A 17,493-nucleotide genomic window follows, 5' to 3' on the forward strand; every position below is an offset into this window, starting at 1 on the left:
AGGCCGCGTCCGCGCCGCTGTCCGTACGCATCCGGTGGTCGAAGTGGGCGGCCAGGAGGTGACCCGGAGGCAGCGCTGCCGGACCGAAGCGGAGCAGGTGGAGCAGCGCCATGGAATCGGCGCCGCCGGACAGGGCAACGAGAGCACGCGCGTGCGCGCCCACGCGCGCGAGGGCGCGCGCCGCGTCCACTGGCGGCCGTGCGTCGCCCGGCGCTGCCGGCGCCGCGCGGCTCACGCGAGCGCGCCGAGCTCCGGGTCGCCCGGCGGCAGCGGTCGGCCGACGCGTGCGTGCAGCACCTGCGCGAGCCGGTCCGGCCGATCGGTGACCAGGCCGTCCACGCCCCAGTCCAGGAGTCGGACCATGTCGGCGGTCTCGTTCACGGTCCAGATGTGCACGTGAGCTCCGCTGCGATGCACGTCGCGCACGAAGCGGGGCGTGACGATGCGCCGGCCGTTCCAGGTCTCCGGCGTCTGTGCAACGTGCGCCCGCATCGAAGCAAAGCGCGCGCAGTGCAGCCGGTGCAGCGTGTAGAACGTGCGGCCGCGCTCGACCGACGCACTCAGTGCACCTTCCCACTCGTGGAACAGCGTGCGGTCGCGATCGAACGCACTGGCGAGAACGATCCGGTCGCGCGCGCCCGCGGCGTCCAGGGCATCGAAGAGCGGACGCTGCGCCGCGCCCGTCTTGACCTCCACCGTGATCGGTATGTCCGGCAGCGCGGCCAGCACCTCGCCGATGGTCGGGACGCGGACCCCGTGACCGCGCAGCGGGAAGGTGCGGCCGCCGTCGCGCGTGAAGTGATGCGCCGCATCGAGGCTCTGCAGCTCCGCGAGCGTCATCGCTGCGACGTCGCCGGTGCCGTTCGTCGTGCGGTCCACCGTTGGATCGTGGATCACGACACAGTGGCCGTCCGCGGTCGCGCGCACGTCGAGCTCGAGCATGTCGACCTGCCACAGCTCGTGCGCGCGCGTGAATGCGTACAGCGTATTTTCCGGATACAGACCGGCGCCGCCGCGGTGCGCGATCAGGAGAGGAGCACCCGCGAGCAGCGGATGCGGGGCGTCACTCACGTCAGTCGTCGCGGCCGGCAAGCTCGAGCCGCGAGGCAGCATCAACGGAGATCCCGTGCAGCCGGTAGAGCACGAGATCGATCAGCCGCTCGACCATCTCGCGCTCGAAGCGCGCCTCGTCGTCGGTTGCCGGCAGCAGTTCCAGGTAGCGCGTGGACAGGAAGAGCAGCACGTCCTCGACGACCTCGGGGCGCGGCGTCGCCGGTACCTTGGAGTCCGCCGTGGCCTTCTTCAGCAGCAGACCGTCGACGAATGCGAGAAAGCCCGGGAAGGCGAGCTCGACCAGCTCGCTGCCGCCCTGGGACATCTCCTCCTCGGTAAGCTTCTCCCACTCGAGCTCGTTCCAGTACAGCTCCTCGGCTTCCTCGCGCAGGAACGTGCGCCGGTCCTCGCTCAACCCGGACGGGCGTGGCGGCACGAGCGGCGACTGCAGCAGGTGCTCGAGTCGGGCGCGACGTCGCGCGAGGAAGACCTCCGGGTGGAGTCGCCGTGGCGGCTGCGGATTGCTCATTCGGTTCCCGTGACGTTTCGCGGCAACATACGCGCGCCGTCCACGGGCGGCAAACCGCTACAGCCGGAACTCCTGGAACAGCCGCTTCTCCCCCTCCCCTTCGATGTTGGCCTCCAGCTCGACGTACGGCTCCAGGCCGCTGCCCGCAAGCTTCTCGCGGAAGAGCTGGTCGAGCTGGAACACGCCAGCCGAGTTGGACAGCTCGATACGCAGCCGTACCGGCTTGTTCTCACCGTGCTCGATGTGCACCGAGTCGACTGCGGCCGCCGACAGCGAGTGAATGCTCGTCGAGCCCGCCGCGAACGGGATCCGCGAACGGCCCTTGGCCATGTCGAGCGCATCGGCCACGCGCACCACACCGGCCTCGATCGTGAGCGGACGTCCGTCCGAGCGGTGCGCAATGATCGCATGCAGGGTCTCGGCCTTCACGATGGCCGCCGTGCGCGCATCGTAGATCCCCGACAGCAGTGAGCCGAGGCGCTCTCGGGCGATGAACAGGGAGTACGACTCGTGGTCCGTCCGATGGATGGCCATGCCCACGTCATGCAGCATCGACGCTGCGGCCACCACGACCTCCGCGTCGTCCCGCCCCATCTCGTAGTTGCGCACGATCGACGGCTCCACGCCCCCTTCGGCGAGCAGTCGGATGAGCCGTGTCGCGATGTTCATCACGATCTTCACGTGGACCGGACCATGGTCCGTCATGCCGAGCCGCTCGATCGCGTTGACGTTCGCCGCGAGCCACAGGCCGTACAGCTCGTCGTCCGCATTCGCGGCAGCGACCAGTGCGCGCAGCTTCTCGTTGTGACGCTCCGGCACGCTCATCTGGATGCGACGCTCGAACCGGTCGGCTATGCTGCGCCGGTACTCGTGGGACTCCTCGTCGTGCAGTTCCTCCACCATGCGTCTCTCCTCCGTCATCCACGTCGACCACCCGCCCGTATGCACGCACCATGCGCACCAAAAGGAAAGGCGCCACGGTTCCCCGTGGCGCCCTCCGCAAACCGACTGCCGTTACGAATGTTCAGGCCATTGCTGCGCCGCCGTTGCCGGCGGCAGGTGCAGCGCTCGCCGACTTCGTGGCACTCTTCCGACGCGTCGTCTTGCGGGCACCCTTGCGGGCCGTCTTGCGGGCACCCTTGCGAGCGGTCGACTTGCGCGCCGTCGACTTCCGTGCACCCTTGCGGGCCGTCTTGCGCGCACCCTTACGGGCCGTCGACTTCCGTGCACCCTTGCGCGCGGTCTTCCGTGCGCCCTTCCGGGCCGTCGACTTCCGTGCACCCTTCCGGGCCGTCTTGCGTGCGCCCTTCCGAGCGGTCGACTTCCGTGCGCCCTTGCGCGCGGTCTTGCGTGCGCCCGTACGACGTGCCGTCGACTTGCGTGCGCCCTTGCGTGCCGTCTTGCGTGCGCCGGCGCGCTTGGTCGTGCGCTTCTTCGCCGCCGTCTTGCGGGTGCCCTTGCGGGCCGTCCGCTTCGTCGTGGTCCTGCGTCGCGTTGCCATGTGCGGTCCTTTCGAAAAGTGGACTTGGAACCAGCAACTGCTTCCCACGGGTGAGTGGGTGTGCGTGTATGTCTATACGCGTGCGCGCGAAAACACAAGATTTTTTTTGGCCTCACCATCCATCGATCATCGGTCCGGGTCAGCGCCATGCACGTTGAACGGACCTGCACGCGACCACCTGAACGCAGCATGTCGAAGCCTCGAGGCAACGTGTTCGAGTATGCCGACGTCACAGCGACATGGCGCGTTCGGCAATCCACCCGACCCGACGAGCCACTGTTGCGACACGTGCACAGGCAGCATCTTGGGGGAGCAGCCGACCGCTGCTCCTGCCGACCGTCATGACTCCGTTCCCCGGTTCGCACATGCGAGTACCCAGCCGCTTCCTCATCGCCGCTGTCGTCCTGCTCGTCGTCGTCGCGCTCGGTGTCGGCATCTACGCCCGCATCGGTGCCCGCAGCGAAGTGGCGGGCGACACGCTCGGCACATCTCCCGACCTGCCCGACGTGTCCGCGTCGAGCGCGTTCGCGATCGACCAGCCGATCCCCGTCGAAGCCGCGCCCGTCCTGCGGGACACGCTCGTGCTGACCGTGCGAGCCGAGGGCCAGGCCGCGGCGTGGCGGCAGACGACCGTGCATGCGCAGGTAGCAGGACAGGTACGCCGCGTCGGCGTACGGGAGAACAGTCGGGTCGCGCCCGGCACCCCGCTCCTCACGATCGACTCGACGGAGTATGCGCTGGCCGCGGCCGAGGCGCGGGCGCGGATGCGACAGTCGCTGGCGCAGTACCAGGAGCTGACGCTGTTCGACGAACGGATCGAGGACGCTGCGGTGCGTGCCGACCGGGAGCGTGCCGCACGTGCGCGCAGCGGGCTGGATGCAGCAGAGGTCGCGGTGCGTCGTGCGGAGCTGGACCTGCAACGGACGCGGGTCGTGAGTCCCTTCAGCGGACGCGTCGCGAACCTGCGTGTGGTGCCCGGCCAGACGGTCAGGGCGGGCGACGAGCTGGTCACGATTGCCGACATCGATCCGATCCGGCTCGAAGTCCAGGTGCTCGAGGGCGCGCTCGGTCACCTGGCGATCGGCGGCGGCGCACGCGTCACCTTCTCCGCATTCCCTGGTGAGAGCTTCGTCGGTCGCATCGAGACGGTGAACCCGATCGTGGACCCGGCGACCCGGAGTGCACGCGTCATCGTGACCGTGCCCAACCCGGATGGTCGGATCCTGCCGGGCTTCTACGCGGTCGTGCAGCTCGATGCGCGCCGCTTCGCGGACCGCGTGCTGGTCCCGCGCAGTGCGATCCTGGAGCGGGACCGACGCACGATGCTGTTCGTGTACGCGCCCGATGCGAACGGGCGGGCCGGTCGTGCGAAATGGCGCTACGTGACCACCGGGCTGGAGAACAACGACGTCGTCGAGATCGTCGAGAACCCGGACACCGACATGGTCGAGCCCGGTGAGGTGGTGCTGGTCGGCGGTCACCACACGCTGACGCACGACGCGCCCGTGCGGCTGGTCGACAATGCCCGCGCGGCGGGCGGGCGGCCGGAATGAGGAAGTCGCGTGAGTCCCTGGGGCTCGGAGCGCTGCGTGTTTGCGCGACCGTGGCCACCCTCCTCTTCGTCACGGTTGCGAGCGGCGCTGCGCAGACACCACCTGCCACGCTCACGCTGGAGGATGCGCTCCGATTCGCGCGGGAGCACAGTCCGCAGTACCGGCAGGCACTGAACGACGCGCACGTCGCATCGGCGCAGGTGCGCCAGAGCTACGGTGCGTTCCTGCCGTCGCTGAATGCGTCCCTCGGCTACAACGGGCTGTCCTCACGCACGTCGACCGGCGAAGGCAACTTCGGCGAGGTGATCGAGGACGAGGAGCGGGTGGTCGAGAGCAGCAGTGGCTCGCACGGTGTGAGCGCGCGCATGACGCTGTTCGATGGCGGCGCGATGTTCCGGCGGGTGAGTGCCGCGCGTGCGCAGGAGGAGGCGACCGAGGCGACGATCGCGGCGGCGCTCAACCAGCTCGACGCGACGGTCGAGCGCGCCTGGCACGACGCGCAGCGCGCGGAGCGGCTGATCGAGCTGGAGGAGCGACTGCTGGCGTCGGCGCGCGAGCGGCTGGAACGGAGCGAGCAGCTCTTCCGCATCGCGGCCGCGACGCAGGTCGACGTGCTGGGTGCTCAGGTGGACGTCGCGTCGCAGGAGCAGACGCTGGCGGCGGCCCGTGACGAGGCGCGCAAGAGCCGGCTCGCACTCCTGGAGACGATCGGGCTGCCACCCCACGATGCGGACTCCTTCGCAATCCCTGCGGACCTGCCGGCCGCGTTCGACCCCGCGTCGCTGGACGTGAGCGCGCTCGTCGCGCAGGCGCTGCAGTCGAGCCCCGCCGTTCTGCAGCGAGGCGCACTCGCCGAGGCCGCCGACCGGCAGGCGAGCGCCGCACGTGCAGCGCGCTGGCCGTCCATCGATGCGAACCTGAGCTACAACCGCAGCCTGCGCGAGGCGGGCGCGTTCGACGCGTTCGGCCAGCTCGGCGCGCAGCAGCGCGGCTTCAGCTTCGGCCTGTCGGCCAGCCTGCCGATCTTCTCCAACTTCCGGACCGCGGCGAGCATCGCACAGGCGGAGGCGGGCGCGGAGGACGCGCGGGAACAGGCGCGCGCGATGCGACTGCAGACGGAGCGCGAGGTCCGTGCTGCGGTGATCGATCTCGAGAACGCGCACCGGCAGCTCTCGCTGGCCGAGCAGAAGGCCGCGCTCAGCGCACAGCGCCTCGAGCTGGCCACGGAGCAGTACCGTCTCGGTGCCCTCGACTTCCTGAGCCTGCAGCGCGTGATCGACGACACGTCCAACGCGGAGCGCCAGGCACTCGACGCACGCTACGGCTTCGTGCGTGCGCGCGTCGCGCTGGAAGAGAAGCTGGGCGCTCCCCTGCCGCAGAGCTGAGGCGACGATGTCGATTCCCCGCCTCGCGATCCAGAGGCCGGTCGCCATTGCGATGCTCTTCATTGCACTGGTGTTCCTGGGCGTGCTCTCCGCCAGTCGCCTGCCCGTCGACCTGCTGCCCGACATCGCCTACCCGAAGCTGATCGTCCATACCAGCTACCCGGACGTCGCGCCCGCCGAGGTCGAGCGGTTCGTCACCGAGCCGGTCGAGCAGCAGGTAGCGACCGTGCCCGGCGTCGAGCGCGTCGAGAGCATGACGCGCGAGGGCGCCTCGCTCGTCGTGCTGCGCTTCGCGTGGGGCACGGACATGGACTTTGCCGCGCTCAACGTGCGTGAGAAGATCGACGCGCTGCGCGACGTCCTGCCCGGGCGCGCCGCGCGCCCCGTCGTGCTGCGCACCGACCCGCGCAGCGAGCCCGTGATGGCCATCAGCATCGCGGGCGACGTCAGCCTCTGGGACCTGAAGGAGCTGGGCGAGACGGTGTTCCGCCGCCGGTTGGAGCAGATCGACGGCGTCGCGGAAGCGGCCGTGACCGGCGGACTGGAGCGCGAGATCCAGGTCGACGTCGACCACGCGCGCATGGACAGCTACGGCATCACGCTGCAGCAGATCGAAGCGGCGCTGCAGGGAGCGAACGCGAGCGCGCCGAGCGGCACCATCCGCCGGGGCCGCTACCGCTACGCGCTGCGCACGATCGGCGAGCTGCAGACGGTGGACGAGATCGGCCGCGTCGTGATCGCGCAGCAGGCACCGGGCAGCACCCGACCCGACGGGCGCATCCTGCTGCGCGACGTCGCGACCGTGACGGACGGCTTCCGCGAGCGCGAGTCGCTCGCCCGCTACAATGGGGCGGAGTCGGTCGGCTTGCTGATCTACAAGGAATCGGGCGCGAATACGGTACGGGTCGCCGAGCGCGTGGAGGAGGCGCTCGGCCAGCTGCGCGCGGAGTACCCGGAGGTCGCGCTCGAGGTCGCGAGCAGCCAGTCGGGCTTCGTGGCCGAGGCGATCGCGAACCTCGTACAGGAGATGATCCTCGGCGCGATCCTCGCCTTCCTCGTGCTCGTGCTGTTCCTGCGCGACGCACGGTACCCGATCGCGATCTCGCTGGCCATCCCGATCTCCGTGATCACGACGTTCGCGCTCATGCACGCGACCGGGATTTCGATCAACATCATGAGCCTGGGCGGCCTCGCGCTCGGCGTCGGCATGCTCGTCGACAACTCGATCGTGGTGATCGAGAACGTGTTCAGGCACCGCGAGCGCGGACTGGGTGCGGCTGCCGCCGCGACACTGGGCACGGCCGAAGTGCAGCGCGCGATCACGGCGGCCACCCTCACGACCATCGCGGTGTTCGGCCCGATCGTGTACGTGGAGGGCGTGGCCGGCGAGCTGTTCGCCGCGCTGTCCTTCACGGTCGCGTTCTCGCTGCTGGCCTCGCTGTTCGTGGCGCTGACGCTGCTGCCGATGATGGCCGCGCGGTGGGAGCAGGACGCATCGCCCTCCGCCCCGTCCGCGCTGCGTGCGCGGCTCATGGCCCCGCTGCACGCATTCGATCGCTGGTTCGACGGCTTCACCCTGCGCTACCGCGGCTGGCTGGAGTCGGCGCTCGCGCACCGCGGGCGCGTGGTGCTCACCTGTCTCGGGCTGCTCCTGCTGACCGTGCCGTTCGCACTGTCACTGGATCGCAGCGTCCTCCCCGACGTGGACCAGGGTGGCTTTCGCGCGCGCCTCACGCTGCCGCGCGGGACCCCGCTGGAAACGACGGCCAGCCTGGCTGCGCAGCTCGAGTCCATCGTCCTTGCCGACGACGACGTCGCCGCGGTCTTCAGTCGCATCGGCCGGCAGACGGCGATTGCAGGTGTCGAGGAGGAGGAGAGCGGACTGCACACCGCGGTGCTCGACGTGCGGCTCGCGTCCGGCGCACGGACGGATCGGGTGCTCGAGCGGCTGCGCCCGCAGCTGGCGTCGCTGCCGGCCGGCAGCATCGCGCTCGAGACCGGCCAGGCGACCGCGCTCGGTGCGCTGCTCGGCGCCGGTGAAGCGGACATTGCCGTGCGTGTGCGCGGCAACGACCTGGACGCGTCGCTCGCCTATGCGGAGCAGATCCGGGAACGCATCAGCGGGTTCGCCGGGCTGGCCAACGTACGCGTCGGCACGGAGCTCGGGCAGCCGGAGTTCCGGATCGAGATCGATCGCGAGCGTGCTGCGTCCTACGGCCTGGAACCGCAGCGGATCGCACGCGAGATCGAGACGTACATGCGCGGGACGGAGGCGACGCAGTTCGTCGACTTCGATCGTCGGATCCCGGTCGTCGTGCGGCTGCCCGAGGACGCACGCCGCTCGCTCGAGACGCTGGCCACGCTCTCACTGGACGGCGTTCCCGTGCACGAGCTGATCCGCATCCAGGAGGGGGTCGGCCCGGTCGAGATCCGCCGCCTCGACCAGAGCCGCTACGTGCCGGTGTTCGCCGACGTACGCGAGGGCGGCGTCGACCAGGCCGTGGGCGAGATCCGCACGGCATCGGCGGCTCTCGCCGCACCGCCGGACACGCGCATCGAGATCGGTGGCGAGAACGAGGAGATGCAGCGCTCCTTCCGCCATCTCGCACTCGCGTTCGTGCTTGCGGTCATACTCGTCTACATGATCCTGGCGGCGGAGTTCGAATCCTTCGTGCACCCGTTCACGGTGCTGCTCAGCATCCCGTTTGCACTGATCGGCGCCGTGCTCGCGCTCTGGCTGACGGGTGGAGGGGTGAACACGATCTCGCTGATCGGGGTCATCATCCTCACCGGCATCGTGGACAACAACGCCGTCGTGATGCTGGACCTGGTGAGCCAGCTCAGGGCGCAGGGCGCCTCCACACGTCAGGCCCTGCTCGAGGCCGCTCAGGCTCGACTCCGGCCGATCCTGATGACGACGCTGACCACGATGCTCGCGATCCTGCCGATGGCGCTCGCGATCGGCGCCGGTGGCGCGCTGCAGGCGCCGCTCGGCATTGCGGTCTTCGGCGGGCTGTTCACCGCCACCGCACTGACGCTCATCGCGCTGCCGGTCGCGTACGAGCTGATCGAGGACCTGCGCACCCGGGTGCGCCACGCCTTCGCGGGTGGATCCGCGCGCGAGCAGGCCGTGGATGCCGGCCCCGTCGAGCCTGCGCCGACTGCCGCGGACAGCGCAGCAGTCGCCGGGACCGTCACGCGGGACGGTGCCGACATGGGCACGGTGGACGAGAGCGGCGTCGCATGATACGGATGTCGCTGCGGCGCCCCGTCGCCGTGACGATGACGTACCTCACGATCGCGGCGCTCGGGGTCGCTGCGTGGCTCAACATCCCGGTGGAGCTGCTGCCGGACACGGAGCTGCCGCGCCTGTCGATCGTGACTCAGTTCCCCGGCGCCTCACCCGAGGTCACGGAGGCGTTCCTCACCGCGCCGCTGGAGGCGGTGGTGCAGCAGGTGCGCGGCGTCGAGAAGATCACGTCGGTCTCGGAAGAGGGGCACTCCACGATCGAGGTGTGGTTCGCGCGGGATGCCGACATGGACTTCGCCCGACTGGAGCTGTCGGAACGCATCGCCGCGATCGAGCAGGACCTGCCGCTCGGCTCACGGCCACCCCGCATCGAGGCGTACGTCCCGCGGGAGTTCGAGGACCAGCGCAGGCCGTTCCTCTCCTACACCATCACCGGCCCCTACATGCTCGAGCACCTGCGCGAGTACGTAGAGGACGACATCGCGCCGGACCTGGCGCAGCTCGACGGCGTTGCGGGCGTTGCGGCCTTCGGCGGCCGCGACCGGGTGCTGGAGCTGGAGCTGAGCGAGGCGCGCATCCAGTCGCTCGGGCTGCGGCCGGAGACCGTGCGCCAGCGAGTCATGGAGATGGAGTTCGTGCGCGAGGCGGGCGCGGTGTACACGCCGGCCGGCACCCTGCGCACGCTCGCGATCCGGCAGCGGCCGGAACGCGCCGACGAGGTCCGTGAGCTGCCCGTGCTGGCGGACAACGGCCGCATCGTGCGTGTCGGCGACATCGCGACGGTGCACGAGACCTGGGAGGACGCGACCAGCTACTACCGCATCGATGGCTTCCCGGCAGTGTCCTTCTACGTCCAGAAGGGCATCAACACGAATGCGGTCCGGGTTGCGGACGCGGTGAAGGCCCGACTGGCGGAGATCGCACCGTCGCTGCCGAGCGGCACGCGCCTCATCCTGGGTGACGACCAGAGCGAGGAGATCCGGGAGCAGCTTGCCGACCTCCGCAACCGCGCCCTCGTGTCCGCCGCGATCGTGCTCGTCGTACTGCTCCTCTTTCTCGCCACGCCCGGTGCCGCCGCGGTCGTCTTCGCGACCGTGGTGTTCGCCGTGATGATCACCCTCAACGTGATCCACTTCGGCGGCATGACGCTGAACCTGCTGACGCTCATGGGACTCGCCATGGGCTTCGGGCTGGTCGTCGACAACGCGATCGTCGTGCTCGAGAACACCTTCCGACTGCGGCAGCAGGGCGTCCCGGACGAGGAGGCCGCGCACCGCGGCGCGCGCGAGGTCGTGCTGCCGATCCTGGCTGCGACGGGGACCACCGTGATCGTGGTCGTCCCCTTCGTGTATCTCCAGGGCGAGCTGCGCGTCTACTACGTCCCGCTGGCGGTCGTCGTGGCGGTGAGCCTGGTCGCGTCACTGTTCGTCGCGTTCACGTTCATACCGGCTGCTTCCCGCCGACTGCTCCGCGGCGCCATGGCGGACAGCGGTCGTGCAGCCGGGACGTCACTGCCCCGGATTGCACGCGCCTATGTCGGGCTCATCCGCGGCACGCTGCGCTTCCCATGGGTCGCGATCGCCGTTGCCCTGCTCATGCTGGGTGGATCGTACTACCTGTTCGACCGCTACGTCAGCCGCGGCGTGCTCTGGGGATGGGGCGGCGGCAACGATACCTACATCGACATCCGCATCCAGCAGCCGCGCGGCGGCGAGATCGAGCGGACCGACGAACTCGCCCGTTTCTTCGAAGCGCGGCTGCGCGAGATGCCGGAGGTCGATCGCTTCGTCACCAATGTCGCACCGGGCCACGGCTCGATCCGCGTCACCTTCCCGGAAGAGATCGCACTCACCTCGATCCCCGTCGCGATCAAGGAGCAGCTCGTCCAGTACAGCCTGCTCTTCGGCGGCACGGACGTGCGCGTGTACGGGTTCGGCCCCTCCTTCTACGGCGGCGGCGGCAGCCCGCCCAACTACTCGATCCGCATTCTCGGCTACAACTACGAACAGGTCCGCGCCATCGCGGACGACCTGGCCGCGCGGCTCCAGCGGTTCACGCGCATCCGCGATGTCGACACCAACTCCGCAGGTACCTGGTTCCAGCGCGACCGCGCGACGGAGCTCGTCCTCGAAATCGATCGCGCGCGCCTGGCGCTGCACGGCCTCAGCGCACGCGACGTCGTGCAGCACGTGCGCGCCGCCGTTGCGGGACAGACCCAGCAGGGCACGGTCCGCGTGGGGGGCGAGGAGATGCAGTTCGCGGTCAAGCTGGAAGGGTACCGCGACATGGACATGCAGCGGCTGAACGGCCTGCTGATTCCCACGTCCACCGGCAGCGCCGTCCGCCTGGACGACGTGGCCACGCTGCGCGAGCGCGACGTGCTCGCGCGCGTCGTGCGCGAGAACCAGCAGTACACGCGCAATGTCAGCTACGAGTTCCGTGGACCCGCAAAGATGGGTGACCTGGTGCGGGAGGCCGTCGTGAATGCGACCGCACTGCCGCCCGGCTACACCATCGAGGACCGGCAGGCCTGGTCCTGGGACGAGGAGGAGAAGGCGCAGATCTACGGCGTCATGGCCGTAGCACTCGTGCTCATCTTCATGGTGTGCGCCGCACTGTTCGAGTCGCTGCGTCAGCCCTTCTGCGTCCTGCTCAGCGTGCCCATGTCACTGATCGGCGTGTTCCTCGTCTTCTTCTACACCGGCGCATCGTTCACCCGTGAAGCGTACGTCGGGGTGATCATGATGGCCGGCATCGTGGTCAACAACGCGATCCTGCTGGTCGATCACATGAACCAGCTTCGCAGGCGCGACGGTATGCCACTGCACGATGCCGTGCTGCGCGGAGCGCTGGAGCGTGTACGCCCGATCCTGATGACGAGTGCCACGACCGTCTTCGGGCTGCTGCCCCTGGTGGTCATGAGCGGAGCCAATGAGCGGATCTGGAACGCGCTGACCTACGCACTGATCGGAGGACTGACCAGCTCGACCCTGCTCGTGCTCACCGTGACGCCCGCCATCTACCTGATCCTCGAGCGGAACAGAGAGTCCGCAGGGGTGCGGAAAACGAAACAGGGCGGGCACGCGGTGCCCACCCTGTCGCCAACCTGATCGCGGCGTCGCCGCGACCATCCCGTCAGTTCGCGCGAGCGCGGAATGCCTGGCTCCGCAGCAGCGCGGCGACGTGCTGCATGTAGTGGTTCTGCGGCAGCCCGCGACGCGTCGCGAACTTCGGTCCCGCGACGGGCTGCGCATCCAGCTCCAGCAGCGCGCCCGTTCCGCCACAGTCCGGGCAGGCCTGCGGGCGCAGCGGGCTGCGATCGCTCTCGTCCGTGTTCGCCGCAACGCGCGTCCACGGGACCTCCCAGCTATATCCCCCAGCGATATGACCACAGCCGTCGCAGCGGCGGCAGCTATGAATCTTCATTGTGTCTCTCACGGTACAGTGGTTCAGGTACAGCCGTCTAATATATACAAGGAGCAGGAGAGTTCAACCATGGGCAGTGACTGCCCACCCGCCGCACCGACAGGCGGCTGGCGCACCCGGACGGCGGTTCCTGCTTACGTCCTCGACGCGGGAGTTGCCGGTTCATTCCGCACCTCCGCTCGCCCGTGCAGCGCAGGGACGCGCGGGCCGCGGCCCGGGAGGTCCGGTCCCCTCGGGAGCTGCGCCGACCCTCTCGTGCAACGTGGGAAACCCCTTCCGCATCCAACCCGTACGGCCAGCGTCAAACGATCATCACTCCGGCATCGAATCCGACATGGAACTGATCCGCACTGTACGACAGCACGCCCGGCGTCTGGGGCGTGCGCGCCTGTTCACGGTGATCTGCGTGGCAACGCTGGCGCTGGGGATCGGCGCGACCACGGCCATCTATGCCGTCGTGGATGCGGTGCTGCTGGAGCCGCTTCCGTACCCGGCGCACGACCGGCTGGCGATCGTGTGGCACGCTGCGCCGGGCGTCGCGGAGGGGAACATGCCGCAGTCGCCGGCGCTGCATTACACGTACGAGGCGGAGTCGCGCACGCTGGAAGCGCTGGGGATGACCTCCAACGGGCGCGGATCGGTGACGCAGCTCGGAGACCCGGAAGAGGTGCGGGTAACCTGGGTGACGCACGGCACACTGGGGATTCTCGGGGCGCGGCCGGTGCGCGGCCGCCTCTTCAGCCCCTCGGACGACGAGCCGGGTGCCCCGCAGACGGCGCTGGTGAGCTGGGCGTACTGGCAGAACCGGCTGGACGGAGCGCAGGACGTGGTCGGACGGACGATCACGCTGGACGGCGTTCCTCGTGAGATCATCGGCGTGCTGCCCGACGATTTCCGGGTGCTCGACGCCGAACCGGCGATCTACATCCCGTTCCAGTTCGATCGTGCGCAGCTGTTCGTCGGCAACTTCAGCTACACGGGAATCGCGCGGCTGCGCCCCGGCACGAGCCTGGAAGCGGCGAACACGGACCTCGCGCGACTGCTGGAGCCGGCGATGGAGCGTTTTCCCGGCCCGATCTCGCTGGAGAACCTGCGGTCGGCGGGCTTTGCGCCGAATCTGCGTCCGCTCACCGAACAGGTGATCGGAGACGTCGCGAGCGTGCTCTGGGTGCTGCTGGCGACGGTCGGTGCGGTGCTGCTGATTGCGTTTGCCAACGTGGCGAACCTGTTCCTGGTGCGCGCCGAAGGGCGGTACCGTGAAGTTGCGCTGCGTACCGCGCTCGGGGCGAGCCGCACGCGGCTCGCGCGCGAGTTCCTGAGTGAGAGCATGCTGCTCTCGCTGCTGGGCGGCATGATCGGCCTCGCCCTCGCCGCTGCCGGTCTGCAGCTGCTGCACGCACTGGCACCCGAGCAGCTTCCGCGGCTCGCCGAAGTGGGAATCGACGGATCCGTGGTGGCCGTTGCGCTGCTGCTCACCATGTCGGCGGGCGCGGTGCTCGGCCTCGTGCCCATCGTGCGTCATGGCACGGAGCGGGTGTCGGGCATTCTGCGCGAAGGCGGTCGTGGCGGCAGCGCGGGGCGGGAGCGGCACCGCGCACGCAACGCCCTGGTGGTGGGACAGCTCGCGATGGCGCTGGTGCTGCTGACCGGTTCGGGCCTGATGATCCGCACAGCACTGGCGCTGCGCGACGTGCATCCGGGCTTCACGGACCCCTCGTCCCTGCTGACACTGCGACTCGCGATTCCCTCTGCTGCGGTCGAGGAGCCGCAGGAGGTAGCGCTGATGCACGAGCGCATCCTGCGCAATCTGCAGGGTGTGCCGGGCGTGTCGGCCGCCGGCATCGCATCGGCGATCCCGATGAGCGACTACCAGTCGAACGACCCGCTCGAGGCGGAGTCGGCGCCGATGGCGCCGGGCCAGGTCCCGCCGATCCGCCGCTTCAAGTGGATCTCGCCCGGTTTCTTCGAGACAATGGGCACCCCGCTCGTGGCGGGACGCGCGTACACGTGGGACGACGTCCGCAACCTGCAGCGCACCGTGATGCTGAGCGAGTCGCTCGCGCGCGAGCTGTTCGGCACGCCCGAGGCGGCGATCGGACAGCGCGTGCGACCCATGGAGGGACGCCCCTGGTCGCAGGTGATCGGCGTCGTGGGCGACGTGCAGGAGGACGGTCTGGACCAGGACGCCCTGCCCATCGCGTACTGGCCGATGCTCCAGCCGAGTATCTGGGAGGACGAGGGCCTCAACGCGCCGCGCTCCATGGCGTACGTGCTGCGACTCGCCACGCCGGCGACGCCGGCACTGATGGACGCCGTACGCCGGGCCGTATGGGACGTGAACGCGAGCCTGCCGCTCGCGGACGTGCAGACGGTCGACGTGCTGGTCGAGGACTCGATGGCGCGGACGTCCTTCACGCTGGTGATGCTGTCGATCGCGGCGGGCGTTGCACTCGTGCTCGGCGCGGTCGGCCTATACGGCGTGATGTCCTACACCGTCGCCCAGCGCACCCGCGAGTTCGGCGTGCGCATCGCGCTCGGCGCGCAGGCCGCGGACGTCGGCGGCCTGGTGCTGCGCCACGCGACGCTGCTGGTCGGCATCGGCCTGGCCATCGGGCTCGCGGCGGCGTTCGCGCTCACGCGCCTGATGTCTGCGCTGCTCTACGGTGTTGCGCCGTCCGACGTGGTCACCTTCGGATCCGTGGCGGCGCTGCTGGCGCTGGTCGCGCTTGTGGCGAGCCTGGTGCCTGTGGCACGGGCGTCACGGGTGGATCCGCTGGACGCGTTGCGTACCGAGTAGCTTCTGCGATTTCCAGTGTTCTTTATTTCACCGCCGAGGCGCTGAGGGCGCAGAGAACTACTCCTTGCAGTGGTTGATCGCGCAGCAGGATTCGTCGAAGGTCCGCACCCTCAACTGCAAGACAGAAAACGGAAGCGGGATGCGCCCCGACGCATCCTTAACGACAGACCCGCAGCGCACCCTCTGCGCCCTCAGCGCCTCGGCGGTGAAACAGGACCCCGCGGGGCGAAGGACGCAGAGGTCAGGGCGAGACGTCGAAGAACTCGACCCTGTCGCCTGCCTTCTCCATTGCGGAACGCATGGACCACTCGCTCTCGAACAGGATCAGCGGCTGCTCCTTGGAGTCCTCGACCAGCATACGGCCGTAGCCGGTGGTGAGGTCGCGGATCACGGCGCGGTCGCCCTGCACCCAGCGGGCGGCGACGAAGGGCAGGTCGCTGAGGCGAGCCGTCACGCCGTACTCGTGCTCGAGGCGATGGAGCAGGACGTCGAACTGGAGACGGCCGACGGCACCGATGATGGGCGAGGGCCCGGCCGCGCCGGACTCGTAGAAGACCTGCGCCGCGCCTTCCTCGGACAGCTGCCTGAGGCCGGTGTCCAGGTGCTTGCGACGGAGCGGGTCGGGCACACTGACGCGCGCGAAGTGCTCGGGCGAGAAGCGCGGGATGTCGGCGAATGCGAGCGGGCCGTTGGCCGACAGGGTGTCACCGATGCGGAGCTGGCCGCGATCGTGGATACCGACGACGTCGCCTGCGAACGCTTCTTCGACCGCGGCGCGCTCCTGCGCCATGAACTGCTGGGGTGCGGCGAGTCGCACGTCGCGGTTCGAGCGCGTGTTTCGGACCTGCATGCCCGCCTCGAAGCGACCGGACACGATGCGCACGAACGCGATGCGATCGCGGTGCTTCGGGTCCATGTTCGCCTGGATCTTGAACACGAAGCCGGTGAACTCGGGCTGGCCGGGCTCGACCTGGCCGGCATCGGCCTCACGGCCGACGGGACCGGGCGCGAGCTGGAGGAACGCCTCCAGGAACGGTTCGACACCGAAGTTCGTGAGCGCGCTGCCGAAGAACGCCGGTGAGAGATCGCCACGCAGAAAGGCGTCCTCGTCGAATGGTGGTGTGGCGACGTCGAGCAGTGCGAGTTCCTCGGCGAGCTCCGCGTGGCGCTCAGCACCGAGCGCGGTCACGACCGCCGGGTCGTCGAAGTCGAACGTCGAGGCGGCTGCCCGGCCGGCGCCGTGATCGGAGCCGCGCTGGAAGAGGTGCACGCGTCGCGTGCTGCGCTCGACCACACCCACGAGCCGGTCCGCCTCGAAGAGTGGCCAGGTGACCGGCGTGATGTCGATCCCGAGGTCCGCCTGTACGTCGTCGATCAGCGTGAGCGGATGCACGCCCGGGCGGTCGCACTTGTTCACGAACGTGAAGATCGGCATGCGACGTCGCTTGCAGACCGAGAACAGCTTGCGGGTCTGGGTCTCGACGCCCTTGCGGTTGTCGAGCAGCATGACGGCGCAGTCCGCTGCGGTCAGGGTACGATACGTGTCCTCGGAGAAGTCCTGGTGACCGGGCGTGTCCAGCAGGTTCACGCGGAAGCCGTGGTAATCGAACTGCAGCACGCTGGACGTGATGGAAATGCCGCGCTGCTGCTCCATCTCCATCCAGTCCGAGGTGGCGTGACGCTGCGCGCGTCGTGCCTTGACGGAGCCGGCCAGGTGGATCGCGCCGCCGTACAGCAGCAGCTTCTCCGTCAGCGTGGTCTTGCCCGCGTCGGGATGGCTGATGATCGCAAACGTGCGACGTCGCTCGATTTCCTGGTGCATCCGGCTCTGAATAGCCACGACGGTCCTGCCTGATGGCTCCTGCAACAGAACGCGCCGCCGGGTCCGACCCCGCGGCGCCTTGCCCCTCCCGGGCCCTCCGCTGGCACTGATTCGTGCCGCAAAAACCTAACATCAGGAACGGCGGGGCCAAAGCCGTCGGGTGCGGTAGTCCTTTTC

At 69.2% G+C, this 17,493-nt stretch carries 12 protein-coding genes; 5 read left to right on the forward strand and 7 right to left on the reverse strand.

Annotated features, from left to right (window positions below):
- From VFU06_13355 to VFU06_13375, 5 genes are all read right to left on the reverse strand, one after another.
- On the reverse strand, window positions 1–235 hold a 235-nt coding region (locus tag VFU06_13355), incomplete at its 3' end, for an ATP-binding protein (protein ID HEU5210374.1).
- Window positions 232–1,071: a glycerophosphodiester phosphodiesterase gene (locus tag VFU06_13360; GenBank protein ID HEU5210375.1), complete on the reverse strand. Its 840-nt coding sequence runs from the start codon at window positions 1,069–1,071 to the stop codon at window positions 232–234. The genes VFU06_13360 and VFU06_13355, both read right to left, overlap by 4 nt.
- A gap of 1 nt (window position 1,072) precedes the next feature.
- Window positions 1,073–1,582, reverse strand: coding sequence for a hypothetical protein (locus tag VFU06_13365; protein ID HEU5210376.1), 510 nt, complete (start codon window positions 1,580–1,582; stop codon window positions 1,073–1,075).
- 57 nt (window positions 1,583–1,639) lie between these two features.
- On the reverse strand, window positions 1,640–2,485 hold the full coding sequence (locus tag VFU06_13370; protein ID HEU5210377.1) for an HD domain-containing protein: 846 nt from the start codon (window positions 2,483–2,485) through the stop codon (window positions 1,640–1,642).
- Between the two features lie 121 nt (window positions 2,486–2,606).
- Window positions 2,607–3,083, reverse strand: a complete 477-nt coding sequence (locus VFU06_13375) for a hypothetical protein (GenBank protein HEU5210378.1) — start codon at window positions 3,081–3,083, stop codon at window positions 2,607–2,609.
- A gap of 365 nt (window positions 3,084–3,448) precedes the next feature.
- Between VFU06_13375 and VFU06_13380 the strand changes: the two genes are divergently transcribed.
- Genes VFU06_13380 through VFU06_13395 form a run of 4 tightly spaced genes read left to right on the forward strand, consistent with a single transcriptional unit; the run spans window position 3,449 to window position 12,381 of the window.
- Entirely contained in the window at window positions 3,449–4,636 is a 1,188-nt protein-coding gene (locus VFU06_13380; GenBank protein HEU5210379.1) for an efflux RND transporter periplasmic adaptor subunit, read from the forward strand.
- Entirely contained in the window at window positions 4,633–6,021 is a 1,389-nt protein-coding gene (locus VFU06_13385) for a TolC family protein (protein HEU5210380.1), read from the forward strand. Before VFU06_13380 ends, VFU06_13385 begins: the two co-directional genes overlap by 4 nt.
- Window positions 6,022–6,028: 7 nt before the next feature.
- Complete coding sequence (locus VFU06_13390; protein ID HEU5210381.1) at window positions 6,029–9,268, forward strand: efflux RND transporter permease subunit; 3,240 nt, start codon at window positions 6,029–6,031, stop codon at window positions 9,266–9,268.
- Window positions 9,269–9,273: 5 nt separating this feature from the next.
- On the forward strand, window positions 9,274–12,381 hold the full coding sequence (locus VFU06_13395) for an efflux RND transporter permease subunit (protein HEU5210382.1): 3,108 nt from the start codon (window positions 9,274–9,276) through the stop codon (window positions 12,379–12,381).
- A 25-nt stretch (window positions 12,382–12,406) separates the two neighbouring features.
- Here the strand turns inward: VFU06_13395 and VFU06_13400 are convergent, their stop codons facing one another.
- Complete coding sequence (locus VFU06_13400) at window positions 12,407–12,697, reverse strand: hypothetical protein (protein HEU5210383.1); 291 nt, start codon at window positions 12,695–12,697, stop codon at window positions 12,407–12,409.
- A 334-nt stretch (window positions 12,698–13,031) separates the two neighbouring features.
- Between VFU06_13400 and VFU06_13405 the strand changes: the two genes are divergently transcribed.
- Window positions 13,032–15,494, forward strand: coding sequence for an ABC transporter permease (locus tag VFU06_13405; protein ID HEU5210384.1), 2,463 nt, complete (start codon window positions 13,032–13,034; stop codon window positions 15,492–15,494).
- 241 nt (window positions 15,495–15,735) lie between these two features.
- On the opposite strand, the gene VFU06_13410 is transcribed toward VFU06_13405, so the two are convergent.
- Window positions 15,736–17,334, reverse strand: a complete 1,599-nt coding sequence (locus tag VFU06_13410; protein HEU5210385.1) for a peptide chain release factor 3 — start codon at window positions 17,332–17,334, stop codon at window positions 15,736–15,738.
- Window positions 17,335–17,493: the final 159 nt, after the last annotated feature.

It is taken from the genome of Longimicrobiales bacterium, assembly GCA_035764935.1.
Lineage (GTDB): Bacteria > Gemmatimonadota > Gemmatimonadetes > Longimicrobiales > RSA9 > DASTYK01.

Coding starts and splice junctions, on each gene's coding strand:
- VFU06_13365 (HEU5210376.1), bottom strand. CDS start 1,582: ATGAGCAATCCGCAGCCGCCACGGCGACTCCACCCGGAGGTCTTCCTC.
- VFU06_13370 (HEU5210377.1), bottom strand. CDS start 2,485: ATGGTGGAGGAACTGCACGACGAGGAGTCCCACGAGTACCGGCGCAGC.
- VFU06_13375 (HEU5210378.1), bottom strand. CDS start 3,083: ATGGCAACGCGACGCAGGACCACGACGAAGCGGACGGCCCGCAAGGGC.
- VFU06_13380 (HEU5210379.1), top strand. CDS start 3,449: ATGCGAGTACCCAGCCGCTTCCTCATCGCCGCTGTCGTCCTGCTCGTC.
- VFU06_13385 (HEU5210380.1), top strand. CDS start 4,633: ATGAGGAAGTCGCGTGAGTCCCTGGGGCTCGGAGCGCTGCGTGTTTGC.
- VFU06_13390 (HEU5210381.1), top strand. CDS start 6,029: ATGTCGATTCCCCGCCTCGCGATCCAGAGGCCGGTCGCCATTGCGATG.
- VFU06_13395 (HEU5210382.1), top strand. CDS start 9,274: ATGTCGCTGCGGCGCCCCGTCGCCGTGACGATGACGTACCTCACGATC.
- VFU06_13400 (HEU5210383.1), bottom strand. CDS start 12,697: ATGAAGATTCATAGCTGCCGCCGCTGCGACGGCTGTGGTCATATCGCT.
- VFU06_13405 (HEU5210384.1), top strand. CDS start 13,032: ATGGAACTGATCCGCACTGTACGACAGCACGCCCGGCGTCTGGGGCGT.